This window comes from Prevotella veroralis, from assembly GCF_018127765.1.
Classification (GTDB): domain Bacteria; phylum Bacteroidota; class Bacteroidia; order Bacteroidales; family Bacteroidaceae; genus Prevotella; species Prevotella veroralis.
Genome location: NZ_CP072331.1, coordinates 1 through 23960, shown reverse-complemented (window position 1 = coordinate 23960; position 23960 = coordinate 1). Strand labels below are relative to the sequence as shown.

The window sequence follows — 23960 nt, the reverse complement described above, 5'->3', positions numbered from 1 at the left end:
AGATTTACTTCCTCACCAGTTTAAATGTCTTTTCTTTGCTACCACTTTGCAGTGTCAATAAGTAGACACCTGTCTGTGGAAGATAGACTTTGGTAGAGAAATATATATCAGGCATATTGGTCTGACGACTGACAAGAGCTCCACCCGTCGTATAGAGTGCCATATCCAATGGAGCTACTTCGCTCAGTTCCACCTGCACACTGACATATCCATTCACTGTTGGATTAGGACTTACACTTACATTTGCAAAGAAGTCACTGTTTCCGTCAGAAGGGTTCATGGAAGGAATCTCTGTGATACCTGTCTTCGAAATCTGAAACTCATTCTCAGCCTTGTTACCCACATGGTCTGTCGTCGTAAGAAGGTATTTTCCTTCTATGAGTCCATCAGCAGACTGTATGCTGTCGCTTGTAGTACGATTGAAAACAGACATGTGTTCTCTCTGTAGAGTCATCTTGTAAGGGGCAATACCGCCTGTTACTCTAACAGAAAGTGTTCCTGTGCTGCCGCTCTTCTCCTTTGGCTGCACTACTTCTATCGTTGTAAACATATCTTTGGCAGCTCGTAGCGTGAAGACATCACGTTTACCTAACGGTATATTCTTAAAGACAATACTGTCACCAACTGTCATGTTTGCCTTATGATAGCTCAGAGTTTTGACAGGAAAGTCACCCGTTCCTGTAGGATCAACGGCAAGATAGTAGCTCTCACCTTCTGCAAGAGGCTGTATCTGGCGTAGTTGCTTACCATCAGCTACAACATCAACATTAGGCTTGTCAATCCGTGTTGCTGTATCCATCCATCTTCTACCGAGCCACTTGCCGTAAGCCTTACTCTGATGGAAAGAAAGTTTACCATTGTTGTCACCCCAAAGAAGACTCTCACCATCTTCAAGAGGCTTGCTCATACTGATTGTAAGAAAACCGTCTTCCTCACAGCTCTTGGCTCTTGTCTTATGTAAGGCAGAAGCCTTGTCTGAGATAAGGCCAGCTATACGGTGACTATAGGCTTTGTTGGTATAACCATTCCAAATAACCTCACTTCTTGAATTAAGGTAACTGCTGCGAAGGCTAACGTCATATTTCAATGCAAGATAGCTTTCCACACGGCACCGTTCAGTATCAGAAAGGCGACGATCGAAGACGGTATACTCAACAGTTCTACCATCAAGGTTCTTTACAGGCAACTTAGCGTTCCCATTCCGGCCGATATGCAAAGTCTGACCATTACCCATATTGGAAGAAGTAGTATAGCTGTAAAGTCGCATTTCAGGCAGCGAGTCCTTGGCATAATTCATGAAAGTACCATTGCCAAGGTTTGCAGCACGCTCAGTTGTCTGCATACGAGTAATAGCTTTTCCGCTGCCGAGACTCCAGATGGCCTGTTCCTTCTCGCCATATACCTTACTTACGCCTATATAGGTAAGTCCAGCACCAGCAGAGACACGGACGGAGACAGAATCGTGTGACCAGACCATTGGCTTATCTACACCACCAGGAGTCTGGGCTGTGGCAGAAAGAGCGGATATAAAGAAGGAAACTGCTGTGAGGTATTTATGTTTCATACAGAGACTGTTTTAATAGGATTGCAGGATGCTGTTTATTTGGCTTTTCCGAGAGGAAGACTGTACCCGATGGTAAGGCTGACGGTCTGCAGATTGTTCGTACGTTCCTGATACCCGTAGTCATTGGCGCAGGTGCGGAGCATGTCATTGAATCCGAAACCGTATTCCAGTCCTGCCTCCAGACCGTTCTTTGCATCAACATAGCCGATCTTTATGGCAGGAACGAACGCCACCCGTGCCTTGACGGATTCCCTCAGGTGGTCCTGCGTACGTTCAGCCTGCTGCCGGTACACCTCTCCAATGTGGTCATTGGTGAAGTCGATGTTACGGCTGCCGAACGGAATGGCGGCACTGATGCCGGCCCCCATATAGAACTTTGGGAAAGCATAGAAACGAAGCAAGATTTGTGGAGTAATGAAATTATAATGAAATCGTGTAGCCTCGGTTACTTTATCCGGTATCTTGCGCTCCGTCAGCTTGCTGAGAATACGGGTGTAATCAATGCCAAGCTCAGCACCTAACCTGCGATATTGCCATGTTCCAAAGACACCAATACGAGGACTGATGCCACCACGTTCACTCATAGTGAAAGTAGGACGTATATCATAGTTCTCAATAATACTGCTTAATCCTGTAATGCTAGAACAACCTACTCCTGCTCTGAGTCCTATCCGAAAAAGATGATGGTGAGGAAAAGAATAAGTTATCAAAGATGGTGTATCTTTCGGAATTTCCTCTACTATGGTGGGCTGGTTATTCATAGAGTTGTCAAGAACATGTTCACCTGTTTTCTGATTAGTAGGTTCATTGTCTGGTTCTTTCGTCTCGTGTTTTATACTGGCTGTTTTATCGTTTAAAGATGAAACGTCAGTTGATAATGATGGAGAAAGGATTGGCTGCTCTGACGAAAAATGTTTGCCATTAGCGGTTTTCCTTGTCATGCTTGATTTTTTAATTCTCCTTGTATTGATACTTGTAACGTTTCGGGACACATTCCCCAGCTTATTATATACACAATCTGAACGTCCCGAATCCTTCTGCACTTTTGTCTTGTCTAAAGAAGAAGAGACATGCGGTGTAGTAGATTGTGATGGTGCCTTGTCTGCTTTCTTTTGTTCTATACGCTGCTCAGCCTCTGGCTCGTCATTAACACAGCGTTCTATACCCAAAAGAGCAGCTATGCCAAGAAAGATTCCTGCCAGAATATAACGTTTTTTTCTGTTGCTCTTGTCCTTCATAGATAAACTCATAAGGGTTAAAGTTTAAAAAGATAGCTGATACTAAGCTCTATGTTCTGTCCATGGGTTGAGTGTTCTGCCCAGTTATAGTCATTATGCTCTGTCTTGATAGTAGAGTTTAAACCATAAAAATAACGTAGGTCCACAGCCCAATGATGGTCTATTTCATATCCGAAGCCACCTCCAACAGCAATGTCTGGCTGTCCTGTCAGCTTCTCTTTCATCAGACGTTCCGTCTCAGCGACAGTGGCAAAATGATAGTTTGCAAACTTACTTTCTTCTTGATTACTCTCGTAAGATATGTCCTTACCATTAAGATTAGCTCCCGCACGTCCACCAATAGAGATATTGAAGCCTTTGCGCCAAGGATAAATCTTCAACAGAGCAGATACACCAATGTAATTATAACGAGGTGTTACCTTATAGTTTAACTCCTTATTATCATTATAGACAAGCTGTGATGCCTTCTGCCAATAGCTAAATCCACCTTCAACACCTATGATGGAACCATCAACATGATACTGAGCAAATACACCAACTGTTGGAGTAAACTGCCACTTGTCTTTGAAACTGTAATTGGAATAATAGTCTTCTGGAACAAGAATCTTATCCAGACCAGTAGTGACAGACATGCCACAACCTAAACGGACACCTAACCGGATAGGTGAAACCTGCGCTGACAAGTTTCCCCCAGAAAGGAATAATACTGAAAATATTGCTGCTTTCAAGACTGTCTTCATCATACTCATACACTGTGGTTATATATTGTTAAGATGGGGCAAAAATACAAAAAAAGAAAGAAAACAAATCCGAAAATGCACAGATTTAACACTTCCTGTGGTAAAATAATACCGAGGATATTGTAATATTCAGTTTTTATCTTAACTTTGCAATGGGATTAAGTGTTCTTTGAAGTAATGCAGAATAAAGAATGGAAAAGAAACTCGCTCGTTTCCAAATCGTTCACCTTTTATTATTCTATATTATGTTTTCCTTTTGTAATCAGCCGATTACATTCGCTCCTATTACTTTTATGCGGAGATATGTGACTTCCGTACAGCCAAGGACATCGGTATCGACCGCCCCGAGAAGAATGAGATACTGCACAACATACCACCGACACCCGAGCAGGAGGTTTTTATCGGCAAGCTGATGGAGTTCGCCAAGAGCGGCGATGCCACAATCTTAGGACGTGCACCTCTGAGTGAGAGTGAGGAAAGGGCGAAGATGCTCATTGCCACAGACTACGCTCGCAAGATGAGCCTTGATTTACGCATGATTGATGAAAATGCGTACTCAGATCATATTGACAACAAGGCAAGCCATTGTGCCAAGCTGCTCAATGACTATTACCAAAAGTACGATGCACAGAAAGGTACACAATTTGTTTTCTCTGACTTAGGTACTTACAAGCCTGGCGAATGGAACGTCTATTCGGAAATCAAGAAAAAGCTGGTGGAGGACTATCATATCCCCGCATACGAGATACGCTTCATTCAGGAATGTAAGAACGAGAAGGCAAAGAAAGCGATGGTCGATGCTATGAATCGTGGAGACATCCGTATTATCTTCGGTTCTACCTCTATGTTGGGTACTGGTGTGAATGCCCAGCAACGTGCCGTGGCGGTCCATCATTTGGATACGCCCTGGCGACCATCTGACTTGGAGCAGCGCAATGGACGAGCTGTGCGCAAGGGAAATCTTATTGCCAAGGAGTTTGCGGACAACAAGGTCGATGTGATTATCTATGCCGTCGAACGGTCACTGGATAGTTACAAGTTCAACCTGCTGCATAACAAGCAGCTCTTCATTAATCAGCTAAAGACAAACACGCTTGGTAGTCGTACCATTGATGAGGGTTCGATGGATGAGGACAGCGGCATGAACTTTTCAGAATATGTAGCAGTGCTTTCAGGCAATACCGACCTTTTGGAGAAAGCGAGACTTGACAAGAAGATTACCACCTTAGAATCAGAGCGCAAGAATTTCCTCCGTGAACGTGATGCAGCAAACGGCAAGTTGGCAGAGATAGATAGTTCCGTGTCTTTCCATTCGGACAAAATCAAAGAGGCACAGTCAGACTTAGCTCTATTTGAGCAGCGTGTAGAACGTGATACCGATGGGCAGCCCATTAACAAACTGACTATCAAGGGCGTGGAAGACTGTACGGACATCAAGGTCATTGCCGCACGCCTGCAAGAAATTAACGACAAGGCACGTACCAAAGGCGAGTACAATAAAATCGGTGAGATTTATGGTTTTTCCATCATGGTGAAGACGGAGAGTACCTCAAAAGATCTGTTTGACTGCTCCGTGAACCGTTTCTTTGTTAAAGGGCATGAGAGTATTTACTACACCTATAATAATGGTAAGTTGGCTGCGGACCCGAAACTTGCGTGTGAGAACTTCTTGGGTGCGCTGGGGCGTATCCCCAAGGTGATAGAATCGCACGAGAAGGAGAAAGAAAAGGTTGCAACCAATAAGGAAATCTATACTGCTATTGCTAATGGAACGTGGAAGAAAGAGGACGAGCTTCGTTCGCTCAAAGGGCAGTCGGCAGAGCTGGACAGAAAGATTGCCCTTACACTTGCACCATCGGAAGAGGAAAAGGAAGAAACGGAGGGTATGAAACAAGAAGAGGCTTTATCCGGCAATAGTCATTCTGTCAAGGTAAGCAATGAGCCTTCTCCTGTTCAAAATAAAGAAGAGGATAGCCATTCACAGAGTTTCAGACCCAAATGGAGACACTAAATATGTATTGGTTATCCAAATGAAAGTCAAGCACTTGTTCTTGTGCTTGACTTTCTATTTTTGAAAAATTTTTATCTTTGCATTCTTATATTGTGTATGATAATTGGTTGAATTATCTCCATAAATTCATTATTGCCAGATAGGTTCTTTATTCCAATGGTTAGGGAAGCCAATCTTGTAAATTGGAATATCCGGACGTTCTTCTATCAATGAGATAATTTTCTTTTTGTAAGTGTCTCCGGCATTGATAGCATTGCACAGGTACAACATAGAGGTAATTATCAGATATGGCTTTTTCTTGGCAAACTCCGAAAGAGGATTTCTCAGCCATATACCTTTGGGATTGTTGATGTCCATAGGTCGTTTTACCATATTCCGACTCCAAACTCTGGAATGATGGGCTACAATATTCCTCAAATAGGATATAGCTTCGAGCCAGCTTGAGAGTTCCGTGTGTATGTTAAGCCCGAAGTCATTGGCAATTCTCGCCTTTTCCGGTAACTGATGACAGAGATTCTTGTATATCTTTGAAAGGGTACCGAAAGTTGCCACCTCAAAAATCACCCACGCATCAGGCTGCTGGGTAAATGATGTACATTTCCCGTCTCGCCACACTCCGTATTTGCGTTTGTATTCTTTTATAAAGACTTCACCACTGCGCATAAATTCGCTCATCAAATCCTCTATATGCTGTTGATGGAAAGATTCATTTACAAAGAGTTTTTTGTCTGTATAGAATAGCCCGCCAAAAGATTGTGAGAGATGATAAATCATTTTTGTTCGCAACGCTATCTCTATCGTTTCAATGGCATCAAACAGTATCAGGCGTAATTCCTTGTCGAAGAAATAACGTGAGATAACATCCTCAAATCTGGACTCCTCCATAAATATATGCCGGTCTTTGTCCTTTTGCATATCCCACCAGTACCCCTTTAATCGGTAGTAGCTGACATGATTCAAGTGAAGACGGGCAAACTCCTCGTCTTCTATAATCATGCCCCTATCTTTCAGTAAATCGATTTGTTCCTGAATGGAACGTGATTTTTTATTTGCCATAGTATATATAAAAAAATGACTCGCCGGCAGATCTTACGGTATGCCAAGCGAGTACTGTTATCTTCATGTGCGGTAAAGCCGCAACCAACTTTCTGCTTGCAAAGGTAAGTATTATTTTTGTTCCAGCAAAATAATTGCGGATAAAAAAATATAAGCAACAATAATTACCATCCCTCCCGCTTTCGGAGCATCTCATCTATCTCTTCTCTGAGAAAGAGTAATCGTCCATTGGCTTTGAGATAAGGGATTTTTCCTGCCCAAACCCAGTTATAGATGGTCTTCTGCTCCACTTTGAGTATCTTGGAAACGTCGATAATGTCCAAGTATTCAGGTTTCAATGGAGGGTGTACGGTCGTGTCGATGGATTGTTCCTGTAAAACCAGCAAGCGATCAAGTTTGTCCTCGACATTCATTAGCTTGTCAAACAGGCGTTTTTGCCAAATATCTTCAGTTTTATAATCTATGTACGGCATAGTTCTCCTTTTTGATAGTTACCATTGGTATCTTGTGCCAAGATACGTTGTTCTTTCATATAGGCGATGTATTTCTTTGCGGTCCTGTCCTTGATTTCCATCTCTCGCATCAGAACCTCACAAAGCTCTTGGTAAGTGAGCTTGAAAGAACTTCGGAAAGCTTCCTTGACAACGCCAATCAGTTCATCGGTCTTGCGCTTTTCCTTGTCCTCCTTTGACTTCTCACCACGGTAGACGTGCATGTCCTCAGCCTTATCCCAGCCGAAAAGCATCATCGGAACGTCCAACGGACTTCCGTCACGGACTTTCAAAGCCTTGACGACCGAGTATTCTGGATTGTCATCTTTCTCGATGGAGAGAATGCCCGCAGCCTTGCGTTGCAGTTCCGACCCGATGTGTCCCCTTAGTTTGATACCATTAGGTACAAAATGGAGTACACAAATGATACAAGTATTGTAAATGCCTGCCAAGCGGTAGAGTTCATCCACAATGGCTATACTCTCCGTTTCGTCGTTGGCGGAGCGTATTAAGTCTGCTATACCATCAATGACCACAAGGTGTATTCCCCCGTGCTTGTGATGGAACAAGTCCATACTTTCACGAATAATCTTCAGTCTGTCCTTGCGTGATAGCGATGCCAGATAGAGGGAATGATAAAACTCTGGCACGGACTTGACACCAGCCCTGCGAAGTGTCTTCTCCAAGTTCTTATAGAGTTGTGCCTCCGATTGCTCTGTATCGTAGTGAAAAACTGCCAAACCTTTGGAGTTGGCGGTTACCTCCAATCCCAAGGTTTGCTCTGCCTGTAATCTTTCTGAACCAAGTGTGCCAGCAAGGATAGCAGCAATATAGTTACTCTTTCCTGTTCCTTCTCCACCTGTGATACAAAACAGATTGTCCTGCGTACCGAGCGGAACACCATTTACTGCCACCACCGACTTTGAAGCGTCTGGCGGATTATCGTAGTCGATTTCACAAGATTGCAATATCATCATCGTCTGTGCATACATATTGGTGAACATATCATTAAGAAGCACTTTCAAGTCCTTTGCTTCATTGCCCAAGGCAAAGAAGTCCGATATATCCTTCTCCGACTTACCCCCTTGCAATGGTAAGGTTAGACTCAACACCTTGTATTGAGCAAGTGCATCTGTCTGCCGTTTAGCTTCTCTTATGCCTGTCTCATCAGAGTCGTACAATATAATAATGTGGCGAAAGCGGAGCTGTAACCCTTCGATGATATTCTCAGGAATCTGTGCCGTCTCGCTGTTGAAACAGATGGCGTTGAAACCATGAGCCGAAAGTGAAAGCACGTCTTTCTCCCCACCTGTGATGAAAACAACATCCCCTTTGCTGGGCAGCTGCTGGAAGCCAAAGACATAGTCGTTCACTTTCTCACCCCCATAAAGAAAGCGCAGCTTACTCTTAGGGCGATAGACTTTTACAAACTTCCCCATACTGTATGCAAACATCGGATCTTCATGTGTTGAACCAAGTGTAAACGGCTTACCCTGATTGGAGACAGACTCATAGCGAGCAAGCGACTTTACATGAAAACGTTGCAGAGTCTTAGTATCAATACCATATTGCTCCCAATAGTCTAGTTCTTTGACATTGAAAGATTGCTCAATTAGCTTGTACCACTTTTTACCTTCCATCTTCTTGAGCTGGTTAGGTGGTTGTACTAAGGTTGGTTTGCAAGGCTTCATCATCATTGTGTGGGGATTACTATGTTCTTTCCTTTCAATGCAAATATTCAGCTGCAAGTCCCGATTTATGGTTTCAAGCACATTAACAAAGTCTTTCCTCACGTCCAGTCCGAGCATTGTGGCTGCAAACCAAAAGCAGTCGCCGGAGTAGGCATCGTTGCCAAAGTCCTTCATTCGGTAGCAGCCGGACTTGTTGTCAAGATAGATATTGCACGATGCACGCCTGTCGTCATACAACGGATTTCGGAAATTGCGCTTTGGCACAAAGTCGATGGGCATATAGAAGCAGAACACATCTAGTCCTTTGTTGGTTCGGCTCAGTATTTCTTCTTTGATGTTCATAGCTTCTCAAATAAAGTTTGACCATCACCCATATATCCTTTAAGGACACCATCCTTGTAGGCGTTGAGCCGTTGTAGGGCTTCCACTCGTCTGAAACCCTTGAATGAGGCACGTCCGCTCTTGACGGCGACGTAAAGTCCCTTGAACGGATAGGCAACGTGGTTGCATGACACATATCTGAACGGGATTGCGTTGGTGTCCCTCCATCGGGCAAGGGATGCCCGCGAAATGCCCAAGAGTCTGATGACGTCGGAGGAACTGAGTTCCATCTTATCCTCCAAAACGGAATAGTCGCGTCTCATTTCCACGATAAAGCCGGCTATCCGCTCCATGTCGTTCCTTAGTGAGCGTAACTCTGCAATTACCGTCTTTTGCAAATTGTCTTCTTCTGTCATATGTCACTTCTCTTTTCAGTTTAGGATTGAATTGTTGCTCTCCGTGGATTATCATCCGTCTGGAAATTCAGAGTCCTTCCCAAATTGGTGCAATAACTGCATAAGATGCTGCTTAAATCTTCTACTGTCTAGCTTGCACAGCCGATTGAGAATGACGATGAGATCTTCCTGCTCCATTGTGGAGAAGCGAAGGCTTTTATGGGGCGTGGTTGTTATCATGGACTCAATCATACCCTTGGGGAGATGTATCAGGAGCACGTCCATATCGAAGGCTGCCGCACATCTAGCATAGGTGTTGATGCGAAGGTCAGTCTGCATCTTACAATGTTTCATAAAGTTGGAATATTCCATGCCGGCATGATCTGCCCTAAGCTTGCAGTTGTTGCAGGCGGAGAGCAAACTCTCAAGTGTTGGAAGTACAATGTAGAATTTTGCGTTACTTCCGGAGTTTCGTTTGTTTGTCTTCATATGTATCCGTCTTTTTATTGGAAATAATGTCGCAAAGTTCCTAACAAATAAGGCTTTAGAAAGAATATTAAATTGCCAATGTTGGCATTATATTGTCATTTTGCTTTTTTTACATTATGCATTATTTGTGTAACTATTCAGCAATCGTCAGCATTGAACATCAGTAACTTACAATTGGGATATTAGCGAAAAACTCTTCTGAATGCCAGAATTTGTCTAAATTCACAGAGGTAGAAGACTGTAACTTATTGAAAACCAATGATGCTTGTTTTTCAGTATTGCAGAGTAGTTACTTATTTGTTGCCTTGATGCTCATTGCATAGACGAAAATATTGAGCCTGCCATATCAATCAATCACACCTTTGGGACTGTCAGTGAGGGTGTGTCAAAATGCAAATTAATAACTTGACAACTTTCAAACTATAAGTAATTTTTTTCTAAAGGCAAAGAAAAACCATTTCTTTACTCAAAATCGAGTACAGAAATGGTCTTTTTTAATGAATTGTTTCAAACTGTAAGATTATCAAAATGGTATTTGCATTTTGACACACCCTCACTGAAAATTGTAGCCAAAAGATTTCTAAAACATTTTCCCACAATAATTTGGAGAATGTTCTACTTTTTTGTACTTTTGAACCCAAGAAATGCAAGTGCGCATTTCGGGTAGCAGTATCTGCGTGTACTCTCAAAATACTCTGTTGTGGCTACAATATGGCTACAATTTAAAAGGATAAAAAAATAAAAGACTATGATACAAGGAGTTGCAGCGGAATGGTCATTTCCCTCTCTCTCCGCAGTTTCCTTTCCCTTTACCGTTTGTTTGGCTATGAGCCTGTCCATATCCTCAGAAATTTTCTTGTCCGTCACCTGTGCGTAAATCTGTGTGCTTGATATAGAAGCGTGTCCCATCATCTTGGCTATGCTCTCGATAGGTATTCCTGCACTAAGGCTCATCGTTCCGAAGGTGTGGCGAGCCATGTGAAACGACAACCGTTCCTTTATGCCGCAAGCCTTGCCTACAATACACAGGTTCTTGCCCATTACACTGCGACTGCAATCACGGGGGAATACAAGGCTGTCGCCTTTTTCTTTTATTGCTTGATGCGCTTTGTTCCCTTCTTGTTCATTCCTACAATAGTTGATAATGGCTTCCGCTATCGGATGCAGCGGCACAATGAACTCCCCCTTTGTCTTTTGGCGTTCTTTTCGGATATACTTCCTTCCGTCCGCTGCCGTTTGGATATGCTTATATAGCAAGTGTTCCATATCAGCGATTGCCAGTCCCGTAAGACAGGAAAAGACGAACATCAGCCTTGCCAATTCCGCCTCGCTGTCATTCATTTTCATTGTCGCAAGTTTAGCGACTTCACTCTTTTGCAGGAAGCGTATCTTCTTTTCTTCTTTTTCATACTTGGCATGCTCAAAAGGATTGTAGCGGATAATCCTTTGACTAACTGCACGGAACATCAACCTGCTCAGCCAGCAGAGATAGTTGTTGATAGTCGTTCCCTTCAATCCACGCTTTTTGAGAAAGAAGCGGTATTCCTCAAACAAGTCCTCCGTGATTGCCCCAATAGGTATATCCTGCACTCCTTTATCTTCCACAAACTCACGGAGATTTCTCTCAGAATGGGACAGGTTCAGATAAGTTCCCGCAGCTCTTGACCTTCCAACGCTTTCCTTGATTGCTCGCAGTTCCGCCTTGCTCATGGCAAGGAGAGTTGTCGGATTCTCTGATATGCCTTGCAGGTGATTCTTGATAAGTTCTGCACTTACCACTCCGTCTCTTGTCAGTATATCCCGATAGGTCTTTTCCACAAATTTCCTGTACTCATGGAGTCTTTGATTGATTTTCCTGTCTGTCGTCAAGCCCTGTTTGGCATTCCACTCGGAGGGCTTACACTCTTCGCCTGTGCTAATGGCTGCGCTTTTCCCGTCTATGGTGATACGGCAGAGAATGCCTGTCTTTCCGTCCGCCTTTGTTTTCTGTCTGTTAATATAGAACAGTATCTTGAATGTACTTCTCATTGTCTTGATATTTTGATTGAATGAATAAGGAATAAAGTAATTTGATAAGGCTTATATAGCCAACTGCATATCATCGGTGAAAGAACGGAAACGGTCAAATTCCTCAAAGAGTTTCTGTGGTGTTACCTTTGCGTAGCGTTCGGTCATGCTTATGTTGGAATGTCCCAGCATCTTGCTCACCGTCTCAATAGGCACGCCCTGTTCAAGCGTGATGAGCGTTGCGAAAGTATGCCTTGCCGTGTGCGTGGTAAAGGGAAACGAGATGCCAGCACGAAGCCGCAGGGCTTTCAGACAGGTCTGATAGTTCTTGTACTTGATATAGGGGAGCAATGTTTCCCTTTCACCGCTGTGGAGCTTCTCCATCAGCCTTATGGCTTCGGGTAATAGCTTGATACGGCAAAGTACACCGGTCTTCTGACGATTGAACTTCAGCCATAGGTTTCCATCATCATCACGGACAAGATGGGATTTCTTCAGTTCCATCAAGTCGCAATAGGCTGCACCTGTATAACAGGCGAAGAGAAAGATGTCTCTTGCCGTTTCCATTTCCTCCTCCAAATCATCAAAGCGGAGAGCCTTTAACTTGTCCAATGCTTCCCTGTCCAATGCTTTGGGCAGTTTGTTGTCGCCTTTGCTGATTTTGGCTTTGTCAAATAGTAGTACATCTGCCAATCCCTCACGGTATGCCAATCTGCATACCGTCTTTAAATGCGTGGCTACATTATAGAACGTGCTTTCCTGAAAACCGCACTCACCTAAGAAATACTGCCGGAACTCATTGATAAAATTCTCTGTGAGTTGCGAGAATGCCAAGTCCGAGACCTTGTACTTCCATTGAATAAATTTCTGTAAATGTATGCGGGCGGAGTGGTAGCCGTGTATGGCTCCTTCCTTGATGTCTATACCTACATGGCTTTCTTTTTCCTTGATGAGCATATCCAACCTCTCGATGAGCATGCACCGTGTCTGCACGCTGCCCTGAAACTGCTCTTTTATATCGGTTGCGTCAAATGGGCAGCCTTTGGAGAGCAAGGACTGATAAGCAGACTGAACGGACAACAACAGATTCTCCAACCTGCCGTTTATCTCCACTGCCTCACGGCTCTTTCCGTCCATTCGGCTCTCACGTGGGTTCCATAGGTCGGGATCGCAGGATAACTTGCAACTGAACTGTGCGATGGAATGCCCGACGGTGATGCGTCCCATAATCGGAGCTCTGCCCGACTTGTCAAGACCGCTCTTTTTAAGGTAGAGCAACACCTTCATTTTCTCTGTTTTCATACGCTTTAATATTTGTGGGCAAAGTTACCCGAATTAAAGCGTTCCTCACTTATGCAGAATACTGCCGACCGAAGCAACAGCCACACGAGCGAAAATAATTCAGTTACCCGTATCTTCTTCATTGTTACCTAAGTCATAATCGGGTAACGCTTTGGTAACTGAACTTCTGCCTAAATCTGCATAGTACTGCCTTTTACGAACGATGCAGTTTTACGCAAATTATTCCATTTCCTCCTCATTATCAGTTAGTTTACACCAACTTCGACCTTTCTTCATTTTCCTTGATTAGTTGCAAGCCAAAAGGGCGTCTTATGACGTGCAAAAGGGCGTATATTGCTGTTCAATATACGCCCTTTTGATAACATGAATGTAATGTGTTGAATTTCAAAATATTGCAGTGTACAATAAAGAAACTAAAAAGTGAAAAGTTTCGGGAGTCTAAATTTATGGATCATTCACACTATAAAGGCTACTTCAATCAGTTTGTTGAGAAAGGAAGTAGTGGTAATCCTGCTTGATTCTTGACCGTTCCCAACTGGAAATTATGGTAACAGTAACGTACATTAACGGGGTTTGTAATGCCAGGTGATGTCAGTACAAACTTACCATTATGGAGGTATTGTGCTTGGGCAGGATGGTAAATCCCATCGTTACCAGCTATCTCAAACCCTTCATACGAAGTTGCTGCAGCTATTCCGTTGTAAGTATCTTTGAGATATACATAGCAGCTGTCTTGATGTATCTCCACTTTGTCAAGGCTTGGACAACGATAGTAGATGTTCTCAAATCCATAATCACGTGCAGCCGCAGTCATGGCAAGACGCTCACCAATCTGTCGTTTCTGGCAGGGGTGTATCTGGTCAGTTTCACTTGGATAAACCAGGTCGTTTGTCCCTATAAGCACCGTGTTGCTGACGTTCTGTGCAACACGTTGTTGCTGCATACGGAGCAAAGCGGCTTCAGTACCATGAATATTACCAAAGCTATATGGCGTTATCTCGACAAAGTAAAATGGAAGATTAGGCGATCGGAATCCCTTGCGCCATTGACTGATGAGCTGTGTTAGTCGTTCGCCATAAACCTCTGTCATGTGACCAACGTTGCTTGATCCTTGGAAAAAGAGGATGCCTCGCACGGTGAAATTTAGAATGGGATGGAAGGTTCCATTGCCCCATAACAAAGGGCGTAACCACGCTGTAGGGTACTGTCTTACGATGTCAGCGGAATCAGTAGGCTCATTGGTATGCTGTTTGAGATAATCCTTTTCAAGCCAGCTCTCTACTCTTGTTCCCCCTTTATTGGCAAGAATAAGTCCGATGGGCATATCAATCATTTTATGCAAGCGGCAGGCAAAGAAATAACCTATAGCACTGCACTCATTAGCTGTATTTGGATTGACTATTTCCCAATGGCATTCTGCATCATCTTGAGGCATCGTGCGCATTGTAGCAGGGATTTTCGTATAACGTATTCCTTGAATGTCTCCTGATTCGGCAATTGCCTCTTGATAGCCTTCTACAGGGCAGTCATTGAAGCCTTTCAGTGGCATCTCCATATTGCTCTGTCCTCCACAAACCCATACTTCACCAGAGAGGATATTATGAAGTGTTATAGAGTTTCCCTCACTAAAAGTAATACTCAAGGGTGTATAACCACCTTTTGGAGTTCGCACACGAAGATTCCATCGTCCATTTTTGTCGGCTTTCACGACCTGCTTATTGCCCCATGATGGCTTAATACTCACACATGCTTGTGGAGTAGCCCACCCCCATAACTGTACGTCGGTTTGCTGTTGCAATACCATATTGTCACAAAGAATATGTGGCAATCGAACCTTGGCAGTAGCCGAGAAGCTTACCATTAACATAAGCAGAGAAATGAAAATACTCTTTTGCCTTATCATCCTTAATTCGTATTTTTATTGTTAAAGAGTTAGGGAGAAGCTAACAAGATTTACCTCATTAGAATCTCCCCAAACTATTATAGCTATTAGTTACGTGTTATAACATCTTCAGAGTTCATGGCAGCCTTCCACCAATCGTCAGTAGCATGTGTGCCTCCATACCATGGCATGAACCAACTCCACTGTGCATCACCCTTCCACTGTGCAGGAATATCGGTCACTGTACCACACTCCGTGAGCGAAATCATCTTCGTAGGATAACGGTAGGCGAGGGAGTTGAAGCGTTCAGCCATTTGTTCGGCAGAGACGGCAACGCCATCTTTCCCATATACATCAGAGCCAATGATATCAACATATTCATCGCCTGGATACCATGCTGCATCATTCCCTTCGGATGTCCATACCCAAATAAGGTTATTGACACCTTTCTGCTTAAAGAAGTCATACATGGTACGCCAGAGTTTCACATAGGATGCTGCAGAACCATTACCCCACCAGAACCATTTACCTGCTGCCTCATGTAGTGGACGCCATAAGACAGGGATTCCAGCCTGCTGCAACTGCAATAGATAAGGTGTTATCTTCTCTAAATCACTCTTCATAAAGCGATTTGCCCATGTTCCTTCAGTTACAGCATCATCAAGAGTGAAGTCATTCTTTGCTGCATAGAAGTCATATTTCACTGTTCCTGCAGCCTCAACAGTAATGCCTGTGACCGTATAGTCGTGACCACCTATGATAAAGCCGTTGGCACGCATCTCGTTAAGGGTAGTTTGGTCGAGTGTCATTGAGTAGCTATTGCCACTGATATCGAAGTAATCCCAATTCTTCCCGCTTTCGTCTATAAAGCCTACCCAGCTACTATTCTTAATAGAGCCTTGTGCTCCAGACTTCACATTGGTAATCTTTACTACCAACTTACTTCCTATAGATGCATTGGCTAAAATATCTTTTGTAGCCTGTGAGGTAAGTTGTATATTTCCGCTCCAGTCGGCTGGCATAACCTTGTTAGGACCACCATAAAGCACTACTGGTACGTTTGAGGCGTATGGATTAGACGTCGGAACGTTCCAGTGCCAACCAATGGTAACGATTCCACCTGCGTTATGCCAAGACTGTACTGGAGTAATATCTGCATAATCTATCCAACCACCATGATGACTTGATTGTAGGTGTATATAGTCGTATCCGTTGATAGTTGGATACTTACCTGTAAGCTGATGTACTCTTTCGGCATTCTTATTATTCCATGCTACATCAGCCATTGTTGCTGAGAAAGTCTTTTTCCCATAGTTATCAACAAGTTTCTGGTAGAGGGCTTGGGTTTCAGCTGTGGCATTGGTATTGACCGGAGCATTAGCAATGTGTTGTGTTTGAGCGACAAGGGTAGTCTTTACCATTGGTGCTGCTTTGTGATTAGGTCCAGTTACAACACCTTCTGGGATAACAAGCTCATAACTTTTACCACGACTGATATTTGCCATAATAAGTAATTGATGTGATGAGCCCAGTACATTGGCACTAACAACAGGTGATCCGTTGAGCGTAATCTTACTATAATCGGCTGATGAGAAGAACACATTCTTATCGTATGAAACGATAATAGAGTCAAGTCCCGCCTTGATGTTGGTTTCGGGATTGACACCTGTAAATGTAGGAGCATCGACATCGGCAATATAATGCTCTACACTATCACTGCACGCAGTAGCTGTCAAAGATAATAACGCTAAGGATGCGATATAGAGTTTGTTGGTAAACATAGTAACTTTTTCTTTTTAGTTTGATATATAAAAGGTAGTTAGGGAATATTGCCCTTATAGGAATCATTTATCCCCCAGCTACTTTCCTGTTCTTTATTTAATCGGAACTACTCTCACGTTATCAATATCTAATTCTGGCGTACAGTCGGTTCCTTCTATACCTCCATTCCATAGGAAGAAAGAGAAGCCTGTCATACGATTCTTCGCAACAGTCTTACCAGCAGGCTGCCCTTCATGGGTTTTATTAAAGGATGAGAGAGGAATCGTTACTGTAATCCAACCATCGTTTGTGTTGAATGTTCCAGTTCCTTGCCAAGGTGTCCATAAGCCACGAGGAAGGTCAGTATTGTTATTGTATTGACTGTTAGCTGTAAGGAAGGTTACGTCCTGATTGCCTGTAAAGATAAGCTGTAATGACGATGCGCTCCATGCAGCAGTAGTGGGTACACGGCATTCAAACTTTAAAGCAAGATCATTGATGTCGCACGTATCTAACATATTGGCAAAACTTGGAATAGAGGTCAATTCAGGGAACCCTGCTGATGGCTCTGGCCAATAATTCATTGAGAAGTCATCTTCATTCCATGTTGCACCAACCTTTCCCTGCATTGATGATCCACCAAGATAAAGGTAGCTACCATCAATACCGCCTGTGCGTATCTTACCAGAACGCCAGCCATGACCAGAGGTGAGACCACCATGTGAACCATCAAAGTCAAACAAAATGTTTCGAGAATCTTTATACACAAAGTTCGACTTACTATTGCCATATACTGATTCTACATATACTCTACCACTCTGTGCTCCTGAAGGTACGGTGAAAGTGATACTATTCTTAGATATTGATTTAATGTCACTTACTGGCAAAGTCCCATCATTAAACTTAATCTGCAATGGTTTATAAGGGTCTTGAATGAAGTAGTCACCAGTGATTGTTACCTCATCGCCAGCGGCAGCATATTCACAACTCATAGCTGAGACGGTTGGAGCTGGTACAATAACATGAAAGTTATATGTAGTAGTGTCACCTGACTCATTAATCATATAAATCTTATCGGTTACCGCAGAAGGAATATTCTTGGGAATATCAACCAGCAAGGTATTGTCAGTGATATAGCTTGAATTGAGCAATGCTTCTTGGTCATTAAAGAGAAGCTTACGAACACTGCGTAAGTTCTTACCTACGAGGCAGACCGTTGTTTGCATATAACTCTTCGTAATAACAGAGTCTGCACTAACAGGAAGTCGAACATACTGTACCTCTGGAGTCCCACTGGTTGGTTTGTATTCGTCTGGCTGGTCTTGACAGGAGAAGAGACCAAAGGTGGTCACAACAGACAATGCCATCAGCGTAAAACGCATATTATTGAGATATTTCATTATTACTTATGTTTAAGTTCGAAAGAATTGATAATTAGTAAGCATACGTTGAACGTACATCAACATGCACAGAACCCTTCTGTAAATTACCATTAAACACAATGTCTTGACTTGGGAATGGTAGTGTGAAAGTTTGTTCTGAAACGTTAGGAGCCTGTGTATCTGTTGCATAGTGCATTGTTGATGGGTCTACATTCCAAGCATGACTATCATAGTAGTTCTTGTAAAGAGTGTTCAAGCCATAGAAAGCACCACGCTTCTGTTGTTTCAACTCTCTTATACTGCCTGCTACATCATAATAGCTACGACGTACAAAGTCATACCAACGATCGCCTTCGATAGCCAACTCTAAACGACGTTCCTTCCAAACGTCCTCCCAAGATATGCTTGTTGGACGCCCTGCCGACCTAATAGCGCGACTGCGTACTTTATAGTAGGCGTCAATGGCACTGGCATCAGTAGTGCTACCATTATTACCTATGACAGCCTCTGCATAAATAAGATAAATGTCTGATAAACGGAGCACTGGTGTCGCCAAACTACTATGCATATTTGATGCAGATATACCATCTACAGCATAGGTCTTATGGTCATAAGCATCTCCATAGAGGTGCTTCACACAGTTTGCACCTGTTGCACTCTGCAACCTACCTGGTCCACCAGCACCATATCCATTAGCATTATAAAGGAACTCCAGATAGTTGAAGCCCTTACGCCCACGATTGTCAGTCTTATCTGTCCAGAAGTAATCGTAGAAGTCGCCAGCCATCATCATCGTTGCTTTACGACGAGTGTCTACATCGCTTCTTGTGGATGGGTCTTCTACAGGTGATACTCCAAAGGCTTCTTGCAAATCGATTGAAGGACCGTTGTAACCACCCCAACAATCACCAAACTCATCAAATCCTTGCATACCAAGATCGCTCTGAAGTGTGTTTTGTACGGTCCACATACTGGCATCAGCAGTCCACAACCATGAGAAGAGACACTCTCTATTGAGCGCATTTTGTAGGCGGAAGACATCAGAATAGTTCGACATCAGTTCGCGTCCACTATTATCTATAACGTCTTTGGCATACATGGCAGCCTTGTTCAAATCGCCTGCATCTCGCTGTCCATTACCATTCGCTTTAACACCACTCTTATAAAGATATACCTTAGCCAGAAGCCCCTCGGCAGAATAGTAATCGATTCGACCTGGATTACCCTTACGAGGTAACAGTTCCATAGCTTTTTCCAACGTCATGATAATATAATCATACACATCTGACTTTTGTACACGGCTCACACTACTATATGAGCCATCTGCCAACTTTTTTGAGTTGTCATGTATAATAGGAACATCACCAAACGAACGAACGAGGAAGAAGTAAGCCATTGCTTTCCATGCAAGACATTCACCCATACACTGGTTCTTGACTGCCTGAGATGCTGATGCGCCCTTCAGATTGTTGTAGACAGTATTGGCATGTGCAACAACCGACCAAAGAGAGTTCGACATATTTGTGAGGTCTTCATCTGTACTGTTGACCGTGAGTGTCATATACGGACTTGAACTCCAATAGTAGTTACCAGACATTACCTCACCCACCTTAATAAATCCTCTTTGGAAGTCATACCAAGGAGAGTTGTAAAGGTAGTTGACTCCTTGCACACACTGATTGTCATCCTTATAGAAGGTTCCTGCATTATAGGAGTCCTCTGCTGGGCGATCAAGAAAATCGTTGCATGACGACATTAGGACTGTTCCCGCAGTAAGAGCACATGCTATATATAGATATTTAATTGTTTTCATTTTGATAAGTTTGTTATGTTAGAAACTTAAACTCAGACCGAACGAATAGGTTGTTGGTGATGGATAACGGCCATTATCTACACCATAAGAGTAACCGTTTATATCGGCTGTACTTGCACCAATCTCTGGGTCATAACCATCGTAACCCGTGATGGTCAGCAGGTTCTGTATGTTCATATATACACGAACATTCTCCATTCCGAACTTTGTAATCCACTTCTTTGGGAGAGTGTAACCCAGAGAGATATTCTTTAAGCGAATATAGGAACCATCTTCTATGTAACGATCGCTGATAACATCATTATCATTAGGGTCAGTGATGGTAGCACGAGGGATATTCGTTCCAGGGTTTGCTACACGTATATTGCTAACATCGTTATACCAATAGCTACCTGCAGGATATGTCTTTGAAGGGTTGATTGGTTCTAAACGTGCGCGCCCTGTAACATCCTTGAACTGATTACTCCATAAAGTATTCATGTGGGTAAGCTTCATCTTCATGTAGTTATACACCTTGTTGCCATAGGAGCCATTGATAAAGATGTTAAGATCAAAGTTCTTATAGTGGAAAGTATTGGTCCAACCAAAAGTAAACTTTGGCATTGGCGAACCTAAATTGGTCTTGTCATAATCATCTATCTTACCATCTGGCTTACCATCAGGTCCACTAATATCCTTGAATTTCAAATCGCCTATCCATGGAGTTGTATTACGATCAAAGCTCTTGCCATCAGCAGGATACTTTGCCGTCTTAGGAGAGGTCTCTAAATCGGCTAAGTCTTTATAGACACCATCTGTAACAAAACCATAGAAGCTGTAGAGAGATTCTCCTACATTCGATAAACTTACAACATCATTCCATTGTCCATAACCAACGATAGCAGCATTCTGTGTACCCGAGAGAGCAACCAACTTATTCTTGTTCCATGATATCTGGAACTCTGAATCCCACTGGAAACGTCCTACTAATGGATGCGTATTCACTGTAAGCTCAAGACCTGTATTGCGAATGGTTCCATAATTTCCGTATGGAGGTGCTAAAACAGATGATACATTACCCGATGTACCCATGTAGGAAGGAAGCTGGAGCGGCATCAACATATCCTTTGACTCCTTACGATACCAGTCAAGCGTAAGATTTACTCGATTGTTCAGTAAACCTAGGTCGAGCCCGAGATTCCATTGTTCTTGGCTTTCCCATTGTATATCAAGATTCGGAATATTATCAGGACGATATGACTTACCCAATAATGTTGGCATAGCCTTCATAAGTGTACCCCACTTGTAAGAGCCAATAGCTGAGTTACCAGTTTGTCCCCATCCTGCCCTCAACTTACCATTTGTAATATATTGGTTAAGGAAACTCTTCTTGAAGAAACTCTCATTGGTAAAGCGCCATGATGCTGCAAACGAGTGAAATCCTGCCCATCGCTTGTTAGGACCGAAGTTGGAACTACCATCATAACGATAAGTATAAGTGGCATTATAACGATCGTTGAAAGCGTATGTAAGACGTGTGAATACTGATGCCATAGCTGAACTACCGAAGCCAACACCAATTGATGGAGTACCAGTACCTAAAGCTGGATTGTTTATAGTATTGGCAGGCAGATTAGTATTCTCGGTACGATTATTATCATATTTACTTTCCCACATTTCCTGACCAAGCATTGCAGAGAAGCTATGCTTACCTATTGTGTTTGAATAGGTTATATAGTTCTTTAACTGCCAGAATGTTCCTGTACCTTTCTGAACCGATGCAGAGTTGATGCTACGCTTCCAACTTCCTAAGTCAACTGTTGGGAAGAAACGAAGACCACGATCAGCACTAAGGTCATAGCCTAACTCGGCATGCCATACTAAATGCTTAATAGGTGTAACCTCAAAGAATAGGTTTCCATTAAGTTTTCGACGTTCAAGTTTTATTTGGTTTAACATAGCCATCGCAATAGGATTAGGATTGGTGAACCCTTCCTTTGAAACTGATGAATAGCTTCCGTCTAAATTATAAATAGGAATGTCAGGAGGGGTTGTTAACGAATAGTTGATAATACCTTGATCACTATCAGCCAACTTCAAATTGTCATTTGTGGAGGAGAAATTAGTACTCAAGCCCATCTTCAACCACGATTTCAGTTGTGCATCCAAGTTAACACGCATACCAAGACGATCGAACTCACTACCAATAATGGTTCCCTCTTGATTCATATAGTTGGCTGAAACATAGTACTGTATCTTGTCAGAACCTCCTTGCGCAGAAATCTGGTGTGAATGTTGGAAAGCTGTTCTGAAGATAGCATCTTGCCAGTTTGTTCCTTTTCCTAACAAGGATGGATCTGCATAATGCTTGTCTGCTTCATCTTTATTAATCTGACCTGTCGTAACAAAGTCGTTGTAATAATCAGCAAATTCACGAAGATTCATAATATCTAACCGACGGTTCTGACGACTCCATGCCATCATCCCATCGTATGAGAACTTTGCTTCACCCGCCTTTCCACGACGTGTTGTAATAAGAACGACACCATTGGCACCCTGTGCACCATAGATAGCTGTAGCAGAAGCATCCTTAAGAATCTCCATTGACACAATGTCATTTGGATTGATTGTGGAGAGAGGTGATATTGTTGACACCTTACCATTTCCCAAGGCATCACCTAAACCATAGGATGAACCGCTGGCACCACTACTCTGAATAATCACACCATCAATAACATAGAGTGGTTCAGCATTGGCGTTGATGGTGGCTTGTCCACGAACACGAATACTTGATGAGGTACCAGGAGCACCAGAAGTGCTCGTAGCGGTAACACCAGCAGCACGTCCCTGTAAAGTTTGGTCGAGTGAGGTAACGATGGAACCACGCAACTTCTTCTCATCCATCGTAACCGAAGCACCAGATACATCGCTCTTCTTCATAGAACCATAACCAACAACAACGACTTCATTAAGAGAGACCTTGTCTTCTGATAGTGTAACTTGATAAGTCGACTGTCCTGTGACCTTCACTTCTTTCGTCACATAACCTACGTACGAAATAACGAGCGTACTTCCAGCCTTCACCGAAAGCGAAAAGTTTCCGTCAAGGTCGGTAACCGTAGCATTGTTTGTTCCTTTCTCTTTTACTGTAGCACCAATAATAGCTTCCTTACCATCAGTAACTTGTCCTGTAATCTTTAGAGCCTGCTGTGTAATAGAACTCACAGCCCTCACACTTGCTGCTTGCACATGTGGCGAATGTCCAAGCATTGTAAGTGCTAAACAGCTTACAACTAATGTAGTCTTTTTGTTATTTAATTCCATTATAATTGGGGTTTAGATAGTTCCTCTTTAATTAACCATTATGACTTTCTTGCCTTATAGGGTAGAGACTCATATGTTAAATTGCTGTTACACAACGTTTTTAGTTTCTTATTTGTATTCATCTTTCCTCTGTATCCTTTGATTCCAGATGATAAACTTTTGTTCAATTTAGGTTATATATTCAATGCTATTTAGCAAAAGAATAACTTCGGTGCAAAGATATATTTAATTTAGAAATAGTTATTGTATTATTTTGTTGGTTACTGATACTATATTGATAACCTTTTATCAAGAGCAATTTTCTTATGAAAAAATGCTATATTATATGACAGTTTTTGTCTTTCATAGTGGTTGGAATGTAGAAAAACAGGGAAAAACAAGTACTTTTTCTCCAAGTCTTACAAGTTTTTTATTGGGAAATGATGCTCTTTGCATCATCAAACAAAGTGCTTTTTGAAGCATTGCAGAATAAAGAAAGGGGAAAAAACTCGCTCGTTTATAGCTCGTAACCCAT

16 protein-coding genes are annotated in these 23960 nt (G+C 42.7%); 1 reads left to right on the top strand and 15 read right to left on the bottom strand.

Annotated features, from left to right (window positions below):
- Window positions 1-4: 4 nt before the first annotated feature.
- The 3 genes from J5A55_RS08370 to J5A55_RS08360 are packed head-to-tail and all read right to left on the bottom strand — an operon-like array spanning window position 5 to window position 3542.
- Window positions 5-1564, bottom strand: a complete 1560-nt coding sequence (locus J5A55_RS08370; protein WP_004381949.1) for a T9SS type A sorting domain-containing protein — start codon at window positions 1562-1564, stop codon at window positions 5-7.
- A 35-nt stretch (window positions 1565-1599) separates the two neighbouring features.
- Complete coding sequence (locus J5A55_RS08365; protein WP_004381950.1) at window positions 1600-2802, bottom strand: porin family protein; 1203 nt, start codon at window positions 2800-2802, stop codon at window positions 1600-1602.
- Between the two features lie 17 nt (window positions 2803-2819).
- The gene (locus tag J5A55_RS08360) at window positions 2820-3542 is read right to left on the bottom strand and encodes an outer membrane beta-barrel protein (protein ID WP_082239084.1); all 723 of its coding nucleotides are present in this window, start codon (window positions 3540-3542) and stop codon (window positions 2820-2822) included.
- A 412-nt stretch (window positions 3543-3954) separates the two neighbouring features.
- Between J5A55_RS08360 and J5A55_RS08355 the strand changes: the two genes are divergently transcribed.
- Window positions 3955-5553 carry a helicase C-terminal domain-containing protein gene (locus J5A55_RS08355; protein ID WP_004381953.1) on the top strand — a complete coding sequence of 533 codons (1599 nt, stop codon included), beginning with the start codon at window positions 3955-3957 and terminating at the stop codon, window positions 5551-5553.
- Between the two features lie 129 nt (window positions 5554-5682).
- Here the strand turns inward: J5A55_RS08355 and J5A55_RS08350 are convergent, their stop codons facing one another.
- The 12 genes from J5A55_RS08350 to J5A55_RS08295 form a co-directional block, all read right to left on the bottom strand.
- A complete protein-coding gene (locus J5A55_RS08350) occupies window positions 5683-6609 on the bottom strand; it encodes an Abi family protein (RefSeq protein ID WP_004381954.1) in 927 nt (308 codons plus the stop codon).
- Window positions 6610-6773: 164 nt separating this feature from the next.
- Window positions 6774-7082 carry a helix-turn-helix domain-containing protein gene (locus J5A55_RS08345; RefSeq protein ID WP_004381955.1) on the bottom strand — a complete coding sequence of 103 codons (309 nt, stop codon included), beginning with the start codon at window positions 7080-7082 and terminating at the stop codon, window positions 6774-6776.
- Complete coding sequence (locus J5A55_RS08340; protein WP_004381956.1) at window positions 7070-9133, bottom strand: bifunctional DNA primase/helicase; 2064 nt, start codon at window positions 9131-9133, stop codon at window positions 7070-7072. Before J5A55_RS08340 ends, J5A55_RS08345 begins: the two co-directional genes overlap by 13 nt.
- Complete coding sequence (locus tag J5A55_RS08335; protein ID WP_004381957.1) at window positions 9130-9528, bottom strand: hypothetical protein; 399 nt, start codon at window positions 9526-9528, stop codon at window positions 9130-9132. The genes J5A55_RS08340 and J5A55_RS08335 overlap by 4 nt, the downstream gene beginning before the upstream one ends.
- Before the next feature lie 51 nt (window positions 9529-9579).
- The gene (locus J5A55_RS08330; protein WP_004381958.1) at window positions 9580-9996 is read right to left on the bottom strand and encodes a hypothetical protein; all 417 of its coding nucleotides are present in this window, start codon (window positions 9994-9996) and stop codon (window positions 9580-9582) included.
- Between the two features lie 615 nt (window positions 9997-10611).
- Window positions 10612-12024, bottom strand: coding sequence for a site-specific integrase (locus tag J5A55_RS08325; protein ID WP_211802948.1), 1413 nt, complete (start codon window positions 12022-12024; stop codon window positions 10612-10614).
- A gap of 51 nt (window positions 12025-12075) precedes the next feature.
- The gene (locus tag J5A55_RS08320) at window positions 12076-13305 is read right to left on the bottom strand and encodes a site-specific integrase (RefSeq protein ID WP_004381960.1); all 1230 of its coding nucleotides are present in this window, start codon (window positions 13303-13305) and stop codon (window positions 12076-12078) included.
- 478 nt (window positions 13306-13783) lie between these two features.
- Window positions 13784-15208, bottom strand: coding sequence for a sialate O-acetylesterase (locus J5A55_RS08315; protein ID WP_004381961.1), 1425 nt, complete (start codon window positions 15206-15208; stop codon window positions 13784-13786).
- 86 nt (window positions 15209-15294) lie between these two features.
- Window positions 15295-16968 (bottom strand): glycoside hydrolase family 26 protein, encoded by a 1674-nt coding sequence (locus J5A55_RS08310; RefSeq protein ID WP_004381966.1) that lies wholly within the window; start codon window positions 16966-16968, stop codon window positions 15295-15297.
- Between the two features lie 93 nt (window positions 16969-17061).
- Entirely contained in the window at window positions 17062-18348 is a 1287-nt protein-coding gene (locus tag J5A55_RS08305) for a glycan-binding surface protein (RefSeq protein WP_004381967.1), read from the bottom strand.
- A gap of 34 nt (window positions 18349-18382) precedes the next feature.
- On the bottom strand, window positions 18383-20143 hold the full coding sequence (locus J5A55_RS08300) for a RagB/SusD family nutrient uptake outer membrane protein (protein WP_004381968.1): 1761 nt from the start codon (window positions 20141-20143) through the stop codon (window positions 18383-18385).
- 18 nt (window positions 20144-20161) lie between these two features.
- The gene (locus J5A55_RS08295) at window positions 20162-23446 is read right to left on the bottom strand and encodes a SusC/RagA family TonB-linked outer membrane protein (RefSeq protein WP_004381969.1); all 3285 of its coding nucleotides are present in this window, start codon (window positions 23444-23446) and stop codon (window positions 20162-20164) included.
- Window positions 23447-23960: the final 514 nt, after the last annotated feature.